Source organism: Halobacillus sp. Marseille-P3879 (assembly GCF_900240285.1).
GTDB lineage: Bacteria > Bacillota > Bacilli > Bacillales > Halobacillaceae > Halobacillus_A.
The window spans coordinates 660,446-676,939 of record NZ_OESS01000002.1 but is presented as its reverse complement, the minus strand read 5'-3'; the positions used below and the strand labels follow the sequence as shown (position 1 = coordinate 676,939).

Here is a 16,494-nt window from a genome sequence, read left to right as displayed (position 1 = left end):
CTCCTTTCCTGGTATAAGAGGATTATTATGATTTTTGTTTAACTTGTTTCTGCATTTGATATAGTTCATTCATGGCGTCCATTGGGGTCATCTGCATCAAGTCTAAATCTTTGAGTCTCGATTCAAGCTTTGAAGTCTTAGCTTTCGGTTTTTCTTCTTCCACAAATAAACTAAGCTGCTCCGAGCTTGCTTCCTCCACGCGTGTATTCTCCAGTTCCTTGAGTAATGAGCTGGCTCGATCAATTAAAGGTTCAGGTAAATCAGCCAGCTTGGCAACATGTATGCCATAACTCTCATCTGCCGCTCCTTCTTGTATCTGATGGAGGAAAATTACACTTCCCTCGTACTCTTCAGCTTTTACATGAATATTTTTCAACCGAATTAATTCTTCATCCAAAGTTGTCAGCTCATGATAATGGGTGGAAAACAAGGTTTTTGCCCTGATGTTCTCATGGATATGCTCTACAATCGCCTGTGCTAAGGCCATTCCATCATAAGTGCTTGTCCCTCTTCCGATTTCATCCAATAATATGAGACTGTTTTCCGTAGCATGGGTGAGCGCATGATTCGCCTCAAGCATTTCAACCATAAACGTACTCTGACCGGATACTAAATCATCAGCGGCTCCTATACGCGTAAAAATTTGATCAAACACCGGAAGAGAAGCTTGCTCGCACGGTACAAAACTTCCCATCTGAGCCATAATAGACGTAAGAGCTAATTGGCGCATATACGTGCTTTTCCCAGACATATTTGGACCGGTGATCAGTAATATGTCGTTTGATTCGTCCATGAAAATGTCGTTAGGAACGAAAGATCCCCTGTCCATAACCTGCTCAACCACAGGATGCCTGCCCTGTTTCACATCGACACTGCGCTGATTGTTTAATTCAGGCCGCGTATAGTCGTTCTCATCAGCAAGCTGGGCAAAACCCTGCAGGACATCGATTCGGCTGATTTGTTCAGCTAAAATCTGCAACTCTCCTACAAACTGTTTTACTTTTTCTCTTATTTTTATAAATAATTCATACTCTAGCTCGACGCTTTTTTCCTGAGCTTCTAAAATTAAAGTTTCTTTCTCTTTCAATTCAGGTGTAATGTAGCGTTCAGCGTTCGTTAATGTCTGTTTCCTCTCATATCTTCCTTCTGGTAAATGAGGAATATTAGGTTTTGTTACTTCTATATAATAACCAAATACACGGTTATAGCCGATTTTTAACGACCTGATTCCAGTTTCATTGCGTTCCTTTGCTTCTAATTCTGCAATCCACTGTTTACCGTTTTTAGAAGCATCACGGTACTCATCAAGCTTTGGATGATATCCATCCTGGATCATTCCGCCTTCGCTGATTTGAATGGGCGGATCATGCAGCAGACTGGTCTCTAACAACTCCTTTAGCTCAGTTAATGGGTCAATAGCTTTATAGAGAGCGTGGATAGAACGATTCTCAAATTGTCCCAGTATGTCCAAAAGCTCAGGAACTGCGGTTAAAGACAGTTTAAGTTGTATGAGATCTCTGGCATTCACATTTCCATATGCGACACGTCCAGCTAACCGCTCAAGGTCATAAACCGACTTCAATTGTTCTCGCAGTGTTTCCCGTTCAAAGAACTGTTCAAGAAGGCCCTCTACCTGTTCATGCCTCGTTGTTATCTCGTCGAATGCCAACAATGGACGTTCCAGCCATTTCTTTAACAGGCGCGCCCCCATCGCTGTCATCGTACGATCCATTACTGAAAGCAGACTTCCTTTTTTTCCTTGTTTCCTCATCGTTTCAATTAGTTCTAAATTCTTTTTTGAGTACATGTCGAGTGTCATGTATTTCTTAAGTTCAATCAATTTCACAGGACGGAGATGATCCAAAGACCGCTTCTGGGTGTGCTGGATGTAGTTTAATAAACGGCCGAAACCTTTCGTACATTTATCATTGTGTATATCTTTAACTAAGTAGGAAAAATCCTCCGTTATTACCGTTTCATCACAGAAAGAAACCGTTAACCCCAAACGGTCTTTAAACAGTTGCTGCTTATCCTTATCAAAACTATGATCGACCACGACTTCTTTTACCGGACGGTTAAACAACTCACTCAATACTGCGTTAAAACCTTCCGACAACATCGCTATGCTGTTCTCCCCGGTTGTCAGGTCGTTATAGCTCACGGTAAAAGTCCCGTCTTCGAAGTCACTTACTGAAGCCAGGTAATTATTTTCTTCTTCATCTAACATGCTTCCTTCCATAACAGTGCCTGGTGTAATTAACTGTACCACTTCTCTTCTTACTACACCTTTAGCAGCCTTTGGGTCTTCCACCTGCTCGCAAATAGCTACTTTATGACCTTTTTCAATTAGTTGCTTTATGTAATTTTCAGCCGAATGGTAAGGAACACCGCACATGGGAATTCTCTCTTCTCCTCCCCCATCCCGGCTTGTCAAAGTTATTTCCAGTTCCTGCGATGCTGAAAGCGCATCCTGGAAGAACATTTCGTAAAAATCTCCTAATCTAAAAAACAAAAAAGCATCCTTATGTTGTGCTTTTATCTTTAAATATTGCTGAATCATAGGTGTGTACTGAGCCATCACTCATCCTCCAAAACAAACGTAAATTGATGCCTTTGACATCTTCCTGTCATTTATCATTAGCTAGAAACATTATATCACACAGATTCAACCCCTCTGAATCATCCAGACCATCTCATAACGCGCAAAAAAAATGCCCCGCTGAATCAGCAAGGACAAGAAAGTTAATCTTTATGATGGCTGCTACTGCTGCTTGGTAAGAAATCTGTTTCTATTCCTGAAAAATCATCGGATGATAGCTCAAATTCAAAATCACAATCATCATCACAGCCATCCGGATCCACCCGGACACATAGCTTTGTTTCCCCTATGATATCAACGATGAATTCTCGTTCTACTTCAACAACAATTTGCTGGCCCTGGGCTGCTATTCTGCACTCCAGACAATTTGGCTGCTGTACTGCCTTAGCAATTACTTCAAAGTTGTCATTGATACAGTTGTCGTCTTTAACGACAAGAGGAACACTATCGCAGTAGTTTACTCGTTCTGTTACAACTTCCGTCTTCGTATTATCATTATACGAATACCAGACGTTAATGTCATAACTTCCGGAAACTTCCACATGCTCCCCCTTTTTCTTCGCATTGTAAATATGATTAATCACCCAACAACCAAGTATGCTGGTCGGCCGATGCGAAGGACTGATGGTGTGGGTAGCTTCAACGAATTTTTTCCCTTTTCCACAAACAGCCTTCGTAATAATCTCCCTGTATTCGCGTTCGAAAAATGACATAGGAAACACTCCTCCTTATTCTACCACTCATCCTATGCGGAATTGGGCAAATGGTGAACAATATTCTCGATGACTTCAGGACGTTTGTATTTCATTCTATGCATCAGCCTATAAAATTGTACAAAAAAATCCGTTAGATATTATTTTATCTAACGGATTTATAGAATTAATGGCTGCAAGAGCTATTTTCTTTTTTTGTTCCAGTCTCTCCACTAAGCACATCTCCGCCGGTAGAACGGATAACTTCATTGGTTACTTCACGGGAGATGGTACTTGAAATCATTTGCAAAATATCATTGATCACCATTTGTGTATCTTTAAATTCAGCCACTATCGGAATGGCATCAAGTTCATCCTGCAGACGGTCTATTTCTTTTTCGATTCGTTCGAGAGCCTCAGTTTTGCCATAAGCTTGGAAATTAACTGCTTGCTTTTGCAAGGCTTTAATTTTCTTAATGTGGGACTGAACTTTTTGATTTTCATTCAGTTTTGCTTCAATTTGTTTAAACCGGTCAATTTCTTCAATATCTGCAATCATTTTAGCCAGCTTATGCGCTTCATCAACAACTTGTTTCCTAGTATATTGAGCCATTTATTTCACCTCTGCCGTTTCTTCAACCATTTCTCCATTTAGAGACCACGTTTTTGCTTCTGTAATTTTCACTTTTACCAGCTGTCCAATCGAGGAGCGTGGACCTCTGAAGTTTACCATCTTGTTACGTTTTGTGTAGCCGGCTAATACGTCTTTATTTTTCTTGCTTTCTCCTTCAACGAGAACTTCTACGATTTCCCCTTCATATTTTTTCATCGACTCCGCCGCCTGACGATTGACGATTTCATTTAAACGATGAAGGCGGTTTTTCTTAACATCCATGGAAACATTGTCCTGCATCCTGGCTGCCGGGGTACCTTCACGCGGAGAATAGATAAATGTATAAGCCGCTTCAAAGCCTACTTCTTCTACTAATGATAAGGTGTCTTCAAACTGTTCTTCCGTTTCATTTGGAAACCCGACAATAATATCCGTCGTTAACGTAGCATCCGGCATAGCAGATCGGATCTTCCTAACCAGCTCTAAATATTCTTCGCGGGAATATTTCCGTCCCATAATTTTTAAGACATCAGAGTTTCCTGACTGTACTGGCAGGTGGATGTGATCCAGCATGTTACCGCCTTTAGCTAACACTTCAATTAATCTGTCGTCAAAATCTCTCGGGTGAGAAGTGGTGAAACGAACACGCGGGATATCAATTGAGCGCAGCTCATCCATTAAATCACCTAGCCCGTACTCTATTTCTAAATCTTTCCCGTAGGCATTGACATTTTGCCCAAGCAAAGTAATCTCTTTGTAGCCTTGTGCGGCAAGATGACGAACTTCCTGAATGATGTCCTCGGGTAAACGGCTGCGTTCTTTGCCTCGTGTATAAGGGACGATACAATACGTACAGAACTTATCACACCCGTACATAATGTTGACCCAGCCCTTGATTTTTCCTTTACGTGACCTAGGAAGGTTTTCAATAATGTCGCCTTCTTTAGACCACACGTCAACAACCATTTCTTTATTAAACATAGCTTCCTTGACAAGCTGAGGCAGGCGGTGAATATTATGGGTACCGAAGATTAAGTCAATAAAAGGATGTTTCTTAAGAATCCGGTTCACCACGGATTCTTCCTGTGACATACACCCGCACACCCCGATAATCAAGTCTGGGTTCTCAAGTTTCAGAGGCTTTAAGTGGCCTATTTCACCAAACACTTTGTTTTCTGCATTCTCTCTAATTGCGCAAGTGTTTAACAAGATGATGTCAGCTTCTTTTGTATCACTTGTAGATTCATACCCCATTTCTTCAAAAATCCCCGCCATAACTTCAGTGTCATGCTCGTTCATTTGACAACCGTACGTGCGAATCATGTATTTCCGACCTTCGCCTGCTTCCTGCATGTCCTCCGGGATTTTAAAATCGTAATGAATCTGTACATCTTCCTTGCGCCGCCTCTGAGCCTTTCTTAAGGATGGGGGCTGGTAGGTTGTTTCAAAATACTTCATAAAGTCTTCACTGCTTTTATCTTTTAGCCGCTTCAGGTTGTCCTGTTCGGATTTTACGTCCGCTGGCTCTCCCTGACGAATTTGCGACATTTCTTTTCGCTGCTGTTCGTTCATAGCGATCTCCTTTCAATCAGAGCTTTGTAACTGTCTTATTATATCAATTTTTGCATGGCTTTTTAAGAGGCTTGCAAAAATTGTCTCAAAAAAAGCCACAATAACAGTTACGTTCATTGTGGCTTTCTAACTCTATTTATAAAACATTTAATTTTTTTCCGACCTTCTCAAAGGCCTGTAGAGCCTCCTGCAGTTCTTCTTTTGAATGCTCAGCCGTAACGATTGTACGAATTCTGCCTTTCCCGCGGGGTACCGTAGGGAAGACAATTCCTTGAGCAAATACTCCTTCTTCAAACAATTCGTCCGAAAATTTATGAGTCAAGGCATCATCACCTACCATTACAGGTGTAATCGGAGTTTCACTAATACCTGTATCAAATCCCAGGGTATTTAACCCTTCCTTAAAAAACTTCGTATTTGCCCAAAGCTTGTCGATTAATTCAGGCTCATTCAGCAATACATCAATAGCTGCGTCATTAGCTGCTGTCACAGCCGGCGGATGAGAAGTACTGAATAAGAAAGGGCGTCCTTTATGAATTAAATATTCTCTCAGCGTTTTAGTACTTGCCGCATATCCTCCTAATACTCCTATAGCTTTGCTTAATGTACCTACCTGAATGTGTACACGGCCGTCTAATTTAAAATGATTAACCGTGCCCCTGCCGTTATCTCCCAACACGCCACTGGCATGAGCGTCATCCACCATTACCAGGGCGTCGTATTTCTCAGCTAACTCAACGATTTCCGGCAATGGAGCAATGTTTCCATCCATTGAAAACACTCCGTCCGTCACTACCAGCCGTGTGCGATATTCGGAGCTTTCCTTAAGGGATTGTTCCAGTGACTCCATATCGACGTGTTTGTATATTTTACGTGCTGCTTTCGTCAATCGAATTCCATCAATAATTGAGGCGTGATTTAATTCATCAGAGATGACGACATCTTTCTCAGTCAGAATAGAAGATAGAATTCCCTGGTTCGTCGTAAAGCCTGATTGAAAAACGAGAGAAGCTTCCGTGTGCTTGAATTCAGCCAGTTTCTCTTCAAATTTCTCATGCATATCAAGGGTTCCTGCAATCGTACGGACAGATCCTGTTCCTACTCCAAACTCCTTGTTTGCCTGATCTGCAGCTGCTTTTAATTTCGGGTGAGAGGTCAGCCCTAAATAATTATTGGATGAAAGCTGGATAACTTCTTTTCCTTTAATTGTCACTCGAGACCCTTGAGCCGATTCTAAAGGGATTAATTCCCGAAATGTCCCTTCCTGCTTCATTTCATTTAATTGATTCTCTAAGTATTCAAAGCCTTTCATATAGATCCTCCTTTATTATGGATGTAATACTACCTTACCGCAATTACCTTCATTCATTAATTGAAACCCCTTTTCGAAATCCTCAAGAGGGAAGTGATGGGTAATCATAGGAGTTAAATCTACCTGCCCGGAATGAAGTAAACGAGACACCTGCTGCCAGGTTTCATACATTTTTCTTCCCGTTATCCCTTGTACTTGAACCCCTTTAAATACAATATCATTTGTAACATCCAGGGATACCGGGCCTGCAGGCAGGCTCAGAATAGAAACACGCCCCCCATTTGTAATCATCTTAAACCCTTGATCCATGGCCACTGGATGACCGCTCATTTCGCAGACGACATCTACTCCGTGACCGTTTGTTAATTCTTTAGCCCTCTTTACCGGGTCTGTTTCTGCTGAATTAATCACTGTCGTCGCTCCCATTTTTCCAGCCAGGTTTAAACGGTATTCATTTAAATCAAAAGCGAGGACTTGAGAAGCTCCTGCTGCTTTTGCAACACCTACTGCCATAACTCCAATAGGACCGCAGCCGATTACTGCCACGGTTTTACCCGCTACACTTCCATTTAACACCGTGTGTACAGCATTTCCCATCGGTTCCTGAACCGATGCAATATCGGTCGGCATTTCTTCAGGATTCCGCCAAAGGTTAGCTGCAGGGATAGCGACGTACTCCGCAAAGCAGCCTTGAGTGTCAACTCCTATGATCTTTGTATTTTCACAGATATGATATTGTCCTGTTAAACATTGAGGGCAGTGCCCGCAAATAAGATGGGTTTCAGCACTAACATAATCTCCGATACTAAAGTTAATAACTTTTTCTCCTGTCTTCACAATCTCACCGGAAAATTCATGACCGAACACATAAGGAGGATGCACACGACCAGCTGACCAGTCATCCCAATTATAAATATGTACATCTGTACCACAAATAGATGTAGCTTTTACTTTAATTAATACTTCCTCATCACCTATTTCCGGAATCTGAACCTTGCGAAGTTCTGCACCTGGACCGCGGTGATGTTTCACTACTGCATTCATTTTTCCGCTCACAGTGAACACCTCTTTATTAATAAAACATGATAAACACAGAATTCAACTATCATATTATCATGTTAATAAAAATAATCAACCCAATATGTCCACTCCATAAAAACATATGAACACAAATAAAACCGCATCCTTGTCATACAAAAGAATGCGGCGGTTTTAAAAAAAATAAAAATATCATTAACGAGGCTCGATGATCAGCTTAATGGCTGTACGTTCCTCCTCATCAATCATAATGTCTGTAAAGGCCGGGATACAGATCAGGTCTATTCCACTAGGTGCCACAAATCCTCTGGCAATGGCAACGGCTTTAATTGCCTGATTTAAAGCACCTGCTCCAATGGCTTGTATTTCGGCTGTCCCTCGTTCTCTTACTACGTTTGCCAAGGCTCCTGCTACTGAATTAGGTACGGATTTAGCTGATACTTTTAATACTTCCATTACTAGCTCCTCCTTCATTCACTATAGTTGTTCCATAACCACTATATTCTTGGAGTTGTAGAATATTCCCTTTTCATTATGAAGGAATTTTTCTAAAAATTCAAATAATCAGCTGAAGAACGGATGATCGTCATTAATTAGAATCCGTTTAATTGATTTCGCTTTTCCTGTAGATTCCTCAACGTCAACGATAACCCCGCTTAATTGTGTTCTTCCCGTTTTTGGAACTTCAAAACGTACAGGCAGATTTGTTAAAAACCGCTTCATCACAGCCTCACGTTCCATACCTAAAATACCATCATAAGGGCCGGTCATTCCGACGTCTGTAATGTAAGCAGTGCCTTCAGGAAGAATGCGGTCATCTGCTGTCTGTATATGGGTATGGGTGCCGACATTCACACTGATCCGACCATCTACGTACCATCCCATAGCCTGCTTCTCGCTTGTGGCTTCCGCATGGAAATCTAGAAAAATGATGTTTGTTCTTTTCTTAGCCACTGCGATAAGTTCATCTATTTTTCGAAATGGATCATCATTTGGAGTTAAAAAGGTTCGCCCTTGCATATTTATCACTGCCACTTCAGCTTTTGGAGTTTTTATAAAGGTAAGACCTTTGCCTGGTGTGCCCTCTGGGAAGTTAGCAGGACGAACCATATATTCTGCACTATCGATAAAATCAAAAATTTCTTTTTTATCCCATGCGTGATTGCCTAAAGTTACAGCTTGAGCCCCACGCTCTAAAAAATTCCGGTAAATTTTTTCCGTAATCCCTTTCCCGGAAGCCGCATTTTCTCCATTGATGATCGTTACCGTCGGCTGGTACTTCTGTTTAAGCTTTGGTAAATATTCGTTAATCATATCCCGCCCTGGTGAGCCTACCACATCTCCGATAAATAATATTTTCATTTTAAGTCTCCTTTATTGATTAGCTTTCAAAACAAAATGAAGCGGCCGATTTGACCGCTTCATCTCTATTTCGCATATTCCACTGAACGTGTTTCACGAATAACAGTAACTTTAATGTGACCTGGATAATCAAGTTCATCCTCAATTCGATTTCGAATATCCCGCGCTAAGCTTGTAGCGGTAAGGTCATCAATCTCATCAGGACGAACCATTATGCGAACTTCACGACCTGCTTGGATTGCGAAGGACTTCTCAACCCCGTCATAGGATTCGGAAATCTCTTCAAGTTTTTCAAGACGTTTAATATAATTCTCTAACGTCTCACTTCGCGCTCCTGGACGAGCTGCAGACAACGCATCAGCAGCTGCCACAAGTACAGCAATGACTGAAGTAGGCTCTTCATCTCCATGGTGAGAAGCGATGGCGTTTATGACGACTTCATTCTCTTTATACTTCGTCGCCAGCTCTTTCCCAATCTCCACGTGGCTTCCTTCAACTTCGTGGTCAATCGCTTTCCCGATATCATGAAGAAGACCGGCTCTACGGGCGAGTGTTTCGTCTTCTCCTAGTTCAGCAGCCAGAAGACCGGATAAGTACGCAACCTCTGTAGAGTGCTTCAGGACATTTTGACCGTAGCTTGTACGATATTTTAATCGTCCAAGAATCTTCACTAGATCCGGATGGAGATTATGCACTCCGATTTCAAAAGTGGTTTCTTCTCCAACTTCCCGAATGTAATCATCGACTTCGCGTCTAGATTTATCGACCATTTCCTCAATCCTGGCAGGGTGAATACGGCCATCTTGAACAAGCTTCTCAAGAGCCATTCGAGCAGTTTCCCGTCGAATTGGATCAAAACCAGATAAAATGACGGCTTCTGGAGTATCATCAATAATTAGATCGATACCTGTTAACGTCTCTAACGTACGGATATTACGTCCTTCCCGTCCGATAATACGGCCTTTCATTTCATCGTTTGGCAGATTAACAACAGAAACTGTAGTCTCTGCCACATGATCGGCAGCACAACGTTGAAGGGCAAGTGAAAGAATGTTCTTCGCTTTCTTATCCGCTTCTTCTTTGGCACGATTCTCAGCTTCTTTAATCCTTAAAGCTGATTCATGTGATACTTCCTGTTCGACTCGTTCAAGAATCACTTGTTTAGCCTGGTCAGCAGTTAAGCCGGAAATACGTTCAAGTTCAGTTTGCTGCTCTTGAAGCATTGCTTCCACTTTGCTTTCCATTTCTTCAATTTGTTGTTGTCTCTCGGCAAGAGTCCCCTCTTTCTTTTCGAGTGATAAATCACGTTGGTCCAGTGTTCCACTCTTACGATCAAGATTCTCTTCTTTCTGTGTTAGGCGGTTTTCGGTTTTTTGTAGCTCTATGCGGCGTTCACGAATATCACTTTCAGCTTCCTGGCGGAATTTCTGATTTTCTTCTTTCGCTTCAAGCAGCGCTTCTTTTTTTGCAGATTCAGCGTTTCGACGTCCTTCCTCTACAATTTGCTTTGCTAACTCTTCAGCGCTGGATATTTTCGCTTCCGCAATAGATTTCCGAATTAGGTAACCAACAACAGAACCGACGATAAGGGCAAGCAAAATGAAGATGATGGATAACATATCCATAGTTTCACCTCCTCTTGCTATAAACTTGGTCCGTTTGTCGGCGTGTACAAACGATTCATTTTCAGTTTCATTTCATTTAGGTAAAAAAGGTATAAATATGAAAATGATACACATTCATTTTATGCTTGCAGAATGGTAATGTCAAGGAAACCTCGTTCCACAGTGGAGGATTTGAAACGAAATTTCAAAAAAATCTATCAATTAATAAATTCATCCTCTGCCTCTAGACTTTTCTACTGCTGATATCCAAAAATCGGAGCTGTCCTGGTGAGGTTCATATATAAGGAATTATTCATAAGACGTGGTATTTGAGGAACGAGTAGAATCTACGCATATTCTCCTATCCACCCTCGTCAGTTTTTAGCTTAAATATTCCTTTCTGCATAAAAAACAGCGGCCCCTGATTAAGAGCCGCTGTTTAATGCAAGTTATTTACACATCAAGTGATTCTTGACTTTCCGTTTTTGATTCGTTTGATGCCGGCGCATCGTCCATTCCATAGTGTTCACGAACAGAGCTCTTAATCTCTTGATAAACTTCTTCGTTTTCTTTTAAGAACTGTTTTGCATTCTCCCGGCCCTGTCCCATACGATCATTGTTGTAAGAGTACCAGGAACCGCTCTTCTGAACCAGGTCGAGATCAGTCGCTATATCAAGCAATTCTCCCTCGCGAGAAATCCCTTGTCCATACATAATATCCACTTCAGCCTGTTTAAATGGAGGAGCAACTTTGTTTTTCACAACTTTTAATCTCGTTTTATTACCAACCATATCATTTCCTTGTTTCAAAGTTTCAGCACGGCGTACTTCCAGTCTTACGGAAGAATAGAATTTCAGCGCACGGCCGCCAGGAGTGGTTTCAGGGTTACCAAACATAACTCCGACTTTTTCACGAATCTGGTTAATAAAAATAGCAGTTGTCTTCGATTTATTAATAGCACCTGAAAGCTTTCTTAATGCCTGAGACATTAAACGCGCCTGTAAACCGACGTGAGAGTCACCCATCTCCCCTTCAATTTCAGCTTTAGGTACCAATGCAGCTACAGAGTCAATAACGACCATGTCTACTGCTCCGCTTCGAACTAACGCTTCTGCGATCTCTAAAGCTTGTTCACCAGTATCCGGCTGTGATAACAGTAATTCTTCAATGTTTACTCCTAAAGCACGGGCATATACGGGGTCAAGCGCATGTTCTGCATCAATAAATGCGGCTTGGCCGCCTTGTCTTTGTGCTTCTGCAATAGCATGCAGAGCCACTGTCGTTTTACCTGAAGATTCCGGACCATATATTTCTACAATTCTTCCTCGAGGATATCCACCCACACCGAGAGCGACATCAAGAGCGAGTGATCCACTGGAGACAGTGTTAATCTTCTGTTCTGCCTGTTCCCCCAGCTTCATAATTGAACCTTTGCCGAACTGTTTTTCAATTTGTCTTAGAGCCATATCTAAAGCTTGCTTGCGATCACTCATAATATTCCCCTTTCAAGATTTCTATCCCTATCATAACTCGTTTTATTCATTTTGCCAACTAAAAAGCGAATAAATGTTCCCTTTTTTCGAGAGTAACACATCTCCAATTTAAAAGTTTCACTGCTTGACTTTTTACTTTTCAATATCTTCATGTTCAAGGTTTGTTAATTTTAGTTTATGAAAAAGAAGTTCAAATCCTTTATTTACCGTGCGCCGGCGTATTTTATCCCTGCTCCCGTCAAAGTGGTATTGAAACACTTGAACGGGATTATCCCTCATTTTTAAGCCGATGTATACTATCCCGGGTTCATGACCTTCACTTGAAGAAGGACCCGCCACCCCTGTAAAGCTGATGGCGTGGTCAACATTTAAAAGTTTCTGAGCCTGAACAGCCATTTCTTCAGCGCATTGGGGACTTACCGTACCATAGTCTGAGATCACCTCTTTAGGGACTTGGATCATACGCTGTTTTGCTGCAGGGGTATAAGCGACCAGCCCTCCCTGGCAAATTGAAGAAGCTCCGGTTAACTGGATGATTTTTTCAATAAAACTCCCGCCTGTGAGACTTTCGGCTGAACCAATGGTTTCTGAATTTTGCACTAATAAATCCTGGACAACTTCTTCAATGGTAATGCTGTCACTGCCAAAATAATATTGACCGACACGCTCCAATATTTTATTTTTTAAGTCAGCTATTTTCTTTTCTGGAGCTGCCCCTGAGGAGGTGAGACGAATGGCTACGTCTCCTTCACCAGCTAACGGAGCGATTGTTGGGTTTGTCTGGGACGAAATTAAATCCTTAAGCTGTTCTTCTAAAGCTGATTCCCCTATTCCAATAAAACGAAGCATTTCAGACTTTATTTTGGTTTCAAGCTTATACTTTTTCACGAGATAAGGAAAAACAGCATCGTTCATCAGTCTTTTCATTTCTGAGGGTACTCCAGGGAGTAAAATAAAAGTAGAATCTTTATCCTCAACGATCTGCCCGGGAGCCATTCCTTCCTCATTATCCAAAACGGACGCCTTTTGTAATACTAACGCTTGCTTTCGATTATTTTTAGTCATGGTACGACCATTCTTTTTAAAATAATTGACTACTTTATTTATCGTTGCTTCATGCTCCACTAATTCATCGGCAAAGACAATCCGTGCTGCATCTCTCGTTAAGTCATCTTCTGTTGGTCCGAGACCTCCGGTGACAATAACTACATCTGAGCGTTTTTGAGCCAGTTCAAACGCATCTACTACCCGATGGAGATTATCGCCGACAACGGTATGGTGATATATATTAGTGCCATAATGTGCCAATTCTTTTGAGATCCACTGTGCATTCGTATTCGATATTTGTCCTAATAGGAGTTCAGTTCCAACTGCTATGATTTCTGTTCTCATTTCGAATCTCTCATTACGTGCCAATTTTTCACGAAGTAATCATATCCCGAATACACAGTGATTACTAGAGCAGCATACAGGCTGATCAATCCTAGCGGAAAATCAATGTATGCAAACGGCCAATTGTGGAGCAGAAGCAGCGAGATGGAAACAATTTGAATCCAGGTCTTGAGCTTGCCCATTTGACTGGCTGCAAGTACGCTTCCTTCACCAGCTGCCACTAAACGTAAACCAGTAACAGCAAACTCTCTGCTGATGATTAAAATAACAATCCAGGCTGGTGCAAGGCCGATTTCCACGAGAAGAATAAGCGCCGCACTTACTAATAATTTGTCTGCCAGCGGATCCAGGAATTTGCCTAAATTGGTAACAAGGTTATGTTTTCTGGCAATGTATCCGTCAATCCAATCTGTGGTCGAAGCAATGATAAATAATATGGCCCCTGCCAGGTGCGCAACAGGGAGAGCACGGTCGCTCATTTCTATTTCACCCCAGTTAAATGGCCCACTCATTAATATGATAAAAACAGGGATTAATAAAATTCTTGATAAGGTAATCTTGTTTGGTAAATTCATTTCTTCTTCACTCCTTAAAGTACATAAAGCTGCCCTTAAAAAGAAGTAATCACTCTTCTTTCAATCAAAGGACAGCTTCGTTGTTAACCCAGATTTACTCAAACCTTATTAACAATTTCTGCGTATGGTTTTCTGCTGGGAATTCAATTTCTTCATCATTCACCTTCACTGTAATTCCAGACACTGAACCTGTGCTGATGTACACTTCTTCCTGGTCACTGATATCTATTTCAAGATTATCATCATCGGCAGTATAAATTCGCTCATCAGCGAGACTCTCTCCACCTTTAGGTGCATTCACAGCTAAATAAGATTCCCCGTCGAACTCAATGGTTAATTCACGGTCATCAGCATTTGTAATTTCATAAGTGTGTTCCGGAAATCCTCCTGAACCTGTGTCTTCAAGTGATATATCCATTTCTTCCTGCTCTTCTTCCTCTGATTCGTCTTCTGCATTGCTTTCTTCATCGGAATCTTCTTCATTTTCTTCACTTGACTCATCATTAGATCCTTCGTTTGATTCTTCTCCACTTTCTTGATCGTCAGTGTTACTGACATCGACCTGATCTTCGCTGCTTTCTTCTTCGTTAGAACTGTCATTAGGATTTGACACTTGTAAAATAAAATACCATGCCACAAAAAGTAACCCGATAATCAATACTATTGTTAAAACAGTAGGGAATGCTTTAGAAAAGCTACCTGGTCCTTTACTGCCTCTGTTATCACTTTTTGACTTTTGGACACGGCTGTATGTGATCACTTGTTCTTCTTCATTAGCAGGAAGTTCACTCTTATGTTCTTCCATTACCTGTTCTGGATCAAGGCCGATTGCTGAAGCATATTCTCTTATAAAGGCCCGGGTATAAAACTTTCCAGGCAGAACTCCAAACTCATTTTTCTCAATAGCCTGGAGGTATCTTTTTTGGATTTTTGTTGTATTTTGAACTTCCTCAAGGGTTAATCCTTTTTCCTCTCTCGCTTCTCTTAAGCGTGAGCCTATTTCCATAACTAACACCATCCATTATTTAAAAATCGAACATTGAAAATCCATCATTTGTCTTCGTTTCTCTCTCAACGGTTTCATAAGTGATAACTTCATCTTCATCGTTTCTAAGTTCGATAATATAATCAAAATCGCTCATTTTATATTCCGTTTCTTGCACAAAGATATCAGGATGTTCAATCACTTTAGTAGCAGGAAGCCTCATGATTTCACGTACCAGCTGCCAATGTTTTTCACTGGCTCGTCTTGCTGAAACAATTCCATCTATAATATATAAATAATCTTCATTATACTCTTCCTCAATCAGCTGGCTGCGAACGGTTTGTTTTAACAGAGTACTGGACACAAAAAGCCACCTCTTATTTGCACAAACGCTGGCTGCAACTATAGATTCGGTTTTACCAACCCTCGGCATACCGCGGATTCCGATTAATTTGTGACCTTCCTTCATAAATAATTCCGCCATAAAATCAACGAGAACGCCAAGGTCTTCCCGATTAAAACGAAAAGTTTTTTTATCGTCAATATCACTATGTATGTAACGTCCATGCCTGACAGCTAAGCGGTCTCTTAATTTTGGTCTGCGTAATTTAGTAATTTTAATCGTATCCATTGTATTTAAAATCGAACGCAAGCGAATAATTTGCTCTTCACTCTTACAAAGCAGGAGCATCCCTCTGTGGGAGTTTTCGACACCGTTAATCGTTACAATGTTAATAGCCATCATTCCTAATAATGATGAAATATCTCCAAGGAGTCCCGGTCGATTATACTGGATTTCATATTCTAAATACCACTCTTTTTTTTCCATAATCCATCTCCTCTGGAAAATGTCGAAGTTTGTAAAAAAATAGATTTCAACAGTCCTTTTTATATCATAAATGATTTTACCCTAATAAGAAAGACTGGAAACAGATTTAGTAAAAAAACCGTACAGGAAAACCCTGTACGGTTTAAGTACTTTTTTATGACTGTGAACCTTCACTTTGTACAAGTTTCACCATCATATTCGCAATTGCGTGCTGTTCTTTTTCATCGGCCACATTCCATAATTCCCTAAGAACCGTTTCTTGATCGTTTTTCGCTTCAACCTCAGTGGCTAGGTAGCCGCCAATTTCATAAGCTAATTCGGAAACAGTTCGATCGTCCATTCCTTGTCCTTCTGCTTGATGCAGACGGTCCCCTAAGAAATCCTTCCAAGATTCAAAGTTGTCAAGTACAGCCATTTCATGTACCTC

The 16,494-nt window shown here is 41.1% G+C and carries 15 protein-coding genes; all 15 read right to left on the bottom strand.

Features of this window, described 5'->3' with window-relative positions:
• Positions 1-25: 25 nt before the first annotated feature.
• Positions 26-2,578: a DNA mismatch repair protein MutS gene (gene mutS / locus C1A12_RS11180; RefSeq protein ID WP_101843959.1), complete on the bottom strand. Its 2,553-nt coding sequence runs from the start codon at positions 2,576-2,578 to the stop codon at positions 26-28.
• A gap of 164 nt (positions 2,579-2,742) precedes the next feature.
• On the bottom strand, positions 2,743-3,312 hold the full coding sequence (locus C1A12_RS11175) for an outer spore coat protein CotE (RefSeq protein ID WP_101843958.1): 570 nt from the start codon (positions 3,310-3,312) through the stop codon (positions 2,743-2,745).
• Positions 3,313-3,478: 166 nt separating this feature from the next.
• On the bottom strand, positions 3,479-3,904 hold the full coding sequence (locus tag C1A12_RS11170) for a RicAFT regulatory complex protein RicA family protein (protein WP_101843957.1): 426 nt from the start codon (positions 3,902-3,904) through the stop codon (positions 3,479-3,481).
• Positions 3,905-5,476, bottom strand: a complete 1,572-nt coding sequence (miaB, locus tag C1A12_RS11165) for a tRNA (N6-isopentenyl adenosine(37)-C2)-methylthiotransferase MiaB (protein ID WP_101843956.1) — start codon at positions 5,474-5,476, stop codon at positions 3,905-3,907. It lies immediately after the preceding gene.
• A gap of 136 nt (positions 5,477-5,612) precedes the next feature.
• Complete coding sequence (locus C1A12_RS11160) at positions 5,613-6,788, bottom strand: glycine C-acetyltransferase (RefSeq protein WP_101843955.1); 1,176 nt, start codon at positions 6,786-6,788, stop codon at positions 5,613-5,615.
• A 15-nt stretch (positions 6,789-6,803) separates the two neighbouring features.
• Positions 6,804-7,844, bottom strand: a complete 1,041-nt coding sequence (tdh, locus tag C1A12_RS11155) for an L-threonine 3-dehydrogenase (RefSeq protein ID WP_200816584.1) — start codon at positions 7,842-7,844, stop codon at positions 6,804-6,806.
• A gap of 177 nt (positions 7,845-8,021) precedes the next feature.
• Positions 8,022-8,282 carry a stage V sporulation protein S gene (locus tag C1A12_RS11150; protein ID WP_101843954.1) on the bottom strand — a complete coding sequence of 87 codons (261 nt, stop codon included), beginning with the start codon at positions 8,280-8,282 and terminating at the stop codon, positions 8,022-8,024.
• Between the two features lie 108 nt (positions 8,283-8,390).
• Positions 8,391-9,188 (bottom strand): TIGR00282 family metallophosphoesterase, encoded by a 798-nt coding sequence (locus C1A12_RS11145; protein WP_101843953.1) that lies wholly within the window; start codon positions 9,186-9,188, stop codon positions 8,391-8,393.
• A 65-nt stretch (positions 9,189-9,253) separates the two neighbouring features.
• Entirely contained in the window at positions 9,254-10,813 is a 1,560-nt protein-coding gene (gene rny, locus C1A12_RS11140) for a ribonuclease Y (RefSeq protein WP_101843952.1), read from the bottom strand.
• Positions 10,814-11,245: 432 nt separating this feature from the next.
• Complete coding sequence (gene recA / locus C1A12_RS11135; protein ID WP_101843951.1) at positions 11,246-12,286, bottom strand: recombinase RecA; 1,041 nt, start codon at positions 12,284-12,286, stop codon at positions 11,246-11,248.
• A gap of 132 nt (positions 12,287-12,418) precedes the next feature.
• Complete coding sequence (locus C1A12_RS11130; protein ID WP_101843950.1) at positions 12,419-13,678, bottom strand: competence/damage-inducible protein A; 1,260 nt, start codon at positions 13,676-13,678, stop codon at positions 12,419-12,421.
• Positions 13,675-14,253 carry a CDP-diacylglycerol--glycerol-3-phosphate 3-phosphatidyltransferase gene (pgsA, locus tag C1A12_RS11125; protein ID WP_101843949.1) on the bottom strand — a complete coding sequence of 193 codons (579 nt, stop codon included), beginning with the start codon at positions 14,251-14,253 and terminating at the stop codon, positions 13,675-13,677. Before pgsA ends, C1A12_RS11130 begins: the two co-directional genes overlap by 4 nt.
• Before the next feature lie 94 nt (positions 14,254-14,347).
• Positions 14,348-15,259: a RodZ family helix-turn-helix domain-containing protein gene (locus tag C1A12_RS11120; protein ID WP_159462184.1), complete on the bottom strand. Its 912-nt coding sequence runs from the start codon at positions 15,257-15,259 to the stop codon at positions 14,348-14,350.
• Positions 15,260-15,278: 19 nt separating this feature from the next.
• Positions 15,279-16,067: a DUF3388 domain-containing protein gene (locus C1A12_RS11115; RefSeq protein ID WP_101843947.1), complete on the bottom strand. Its 789-nt coding sequence runs from the start codon at positions 16,065-16,067 to the stop codon at positions 15,279-15,281.
• Positions 16,068-16,221: 154 nt separating this feature from the next.
• Positions 16,222-16,482 carry a DUF3243 domain-containing protein gene (locus tag C1A12_RS11110; RefSeq protein ID WP_101843946.1) on the bottom strand — a complete coding sequence of 87 codons (261 nt, stop codon included), beginning with the start codon at positions 16,480-16,482 and terminating at the stop codon, positions 16,222-16,224.
• Between the last annotated feature and the right edge of the window lie 12 nt (positions 16,483-16,494).

Excerpts from the sequence above, each read along its gene's own strand:
- mutS (WP_101843959.1), bottom strand. The coding sequence starts at position 2,578 with ATGGCTCAGTACACACCTATGATTCAGCAATATTTAAAGATAAAAGCA.
- C1A12_RS11175 (WP_101843958.1), bottom strand. The coding sequence starts at position 3,312 with ATGTCATTTTTCGAACGCGAATACAGGGAGATTATTACGAAGGCTGTT.
- C1A12_RS11170 (WP_101843957.1), bottom strand. The coding sequence starts at position 3,904 with ATGGCTCAATATACTAGGAAACAAGTTGTTGATGAAGCGCATAAGCTG.
- miaB (WP_101843956.1), bottom strand. The coding sequence starts at position 5,476 with ATGAACGAACAGCAGCGAAAAGAAATGTCGCAAATTCGTCAGGGAGAG.
- C1A12_RS11160 (WP_101843955.1), bottom strand. The coding sequence starts at position 6,788 with ATGAAAGGCTTTGAATACTTAGAGAATCAATTAAATGAAATGAAGCAG.
- C1A12_RS11150 (WP_101843954.1), bottom strand. The coding sequence starts at position 8,282 with ATGGAAGTATTAAAAGTATCAGCTAAATCCGTACCTAATTCAGTAGCA.
- C1A12_RS11145 (WP_101843953.1), bottom strand. The coding sequence starts at position 9,188 with ATGAAAATATTATTTATCGGAGATGTGGTAGGCTCACCAGGGCGGGAT.
- rny (WP_101843952.1), bottom strand. The coding sequence starts at position 10,813 with ATGGATATGTTATCCATCATCTTCATTTTGCTTGCCCTTATCGTCGGT.
- recA (WP_101843951.1), bottom strand. The coding sequence starts at position 12,286 with ATGAGTGATCGCAAGCAAGCTTTAGATATGGCTCTAAGACAAATTGAA.
- C1A12_RS11130 (WP_101843950.1), bottom strand. The coding sequence starts at position 13,678 with ATGAGAACAGAAATCATAGCAGTTGGAACTGAACTCCTATTAGGACAA.
- pgsA (WP_101843949.1), bottom strand. The coding sequence starts at position 14,253 with ATGAATTTACCAAACAAGATTACCTTATCAAGAATTTTATTAATCCCT.
- C1A12_RS11120 (WP_159462184.1), bottom strand. The coding sequence starts at position 15,259 with ATGGAAATAGGCTCACGCTTAAGAGAAGCGAGAGAGGAAAAAGGATTA.
- C1A12_RS11115 (WP_101843947.1), bottom strand. The coding sequence starts at position 16,067 with ATGGAAAAAAAAGAGTGGTATTTAGAATATGAAATCCAGTATAATCGA.
- C1A12_RS11110 (WP_101843946.1), bottom strand. The coding sequence starts at position 16,482 with ATGGCTGTACTTGACAACTTTGAATCTTGGAAGGATTTCTTAGGGGAC.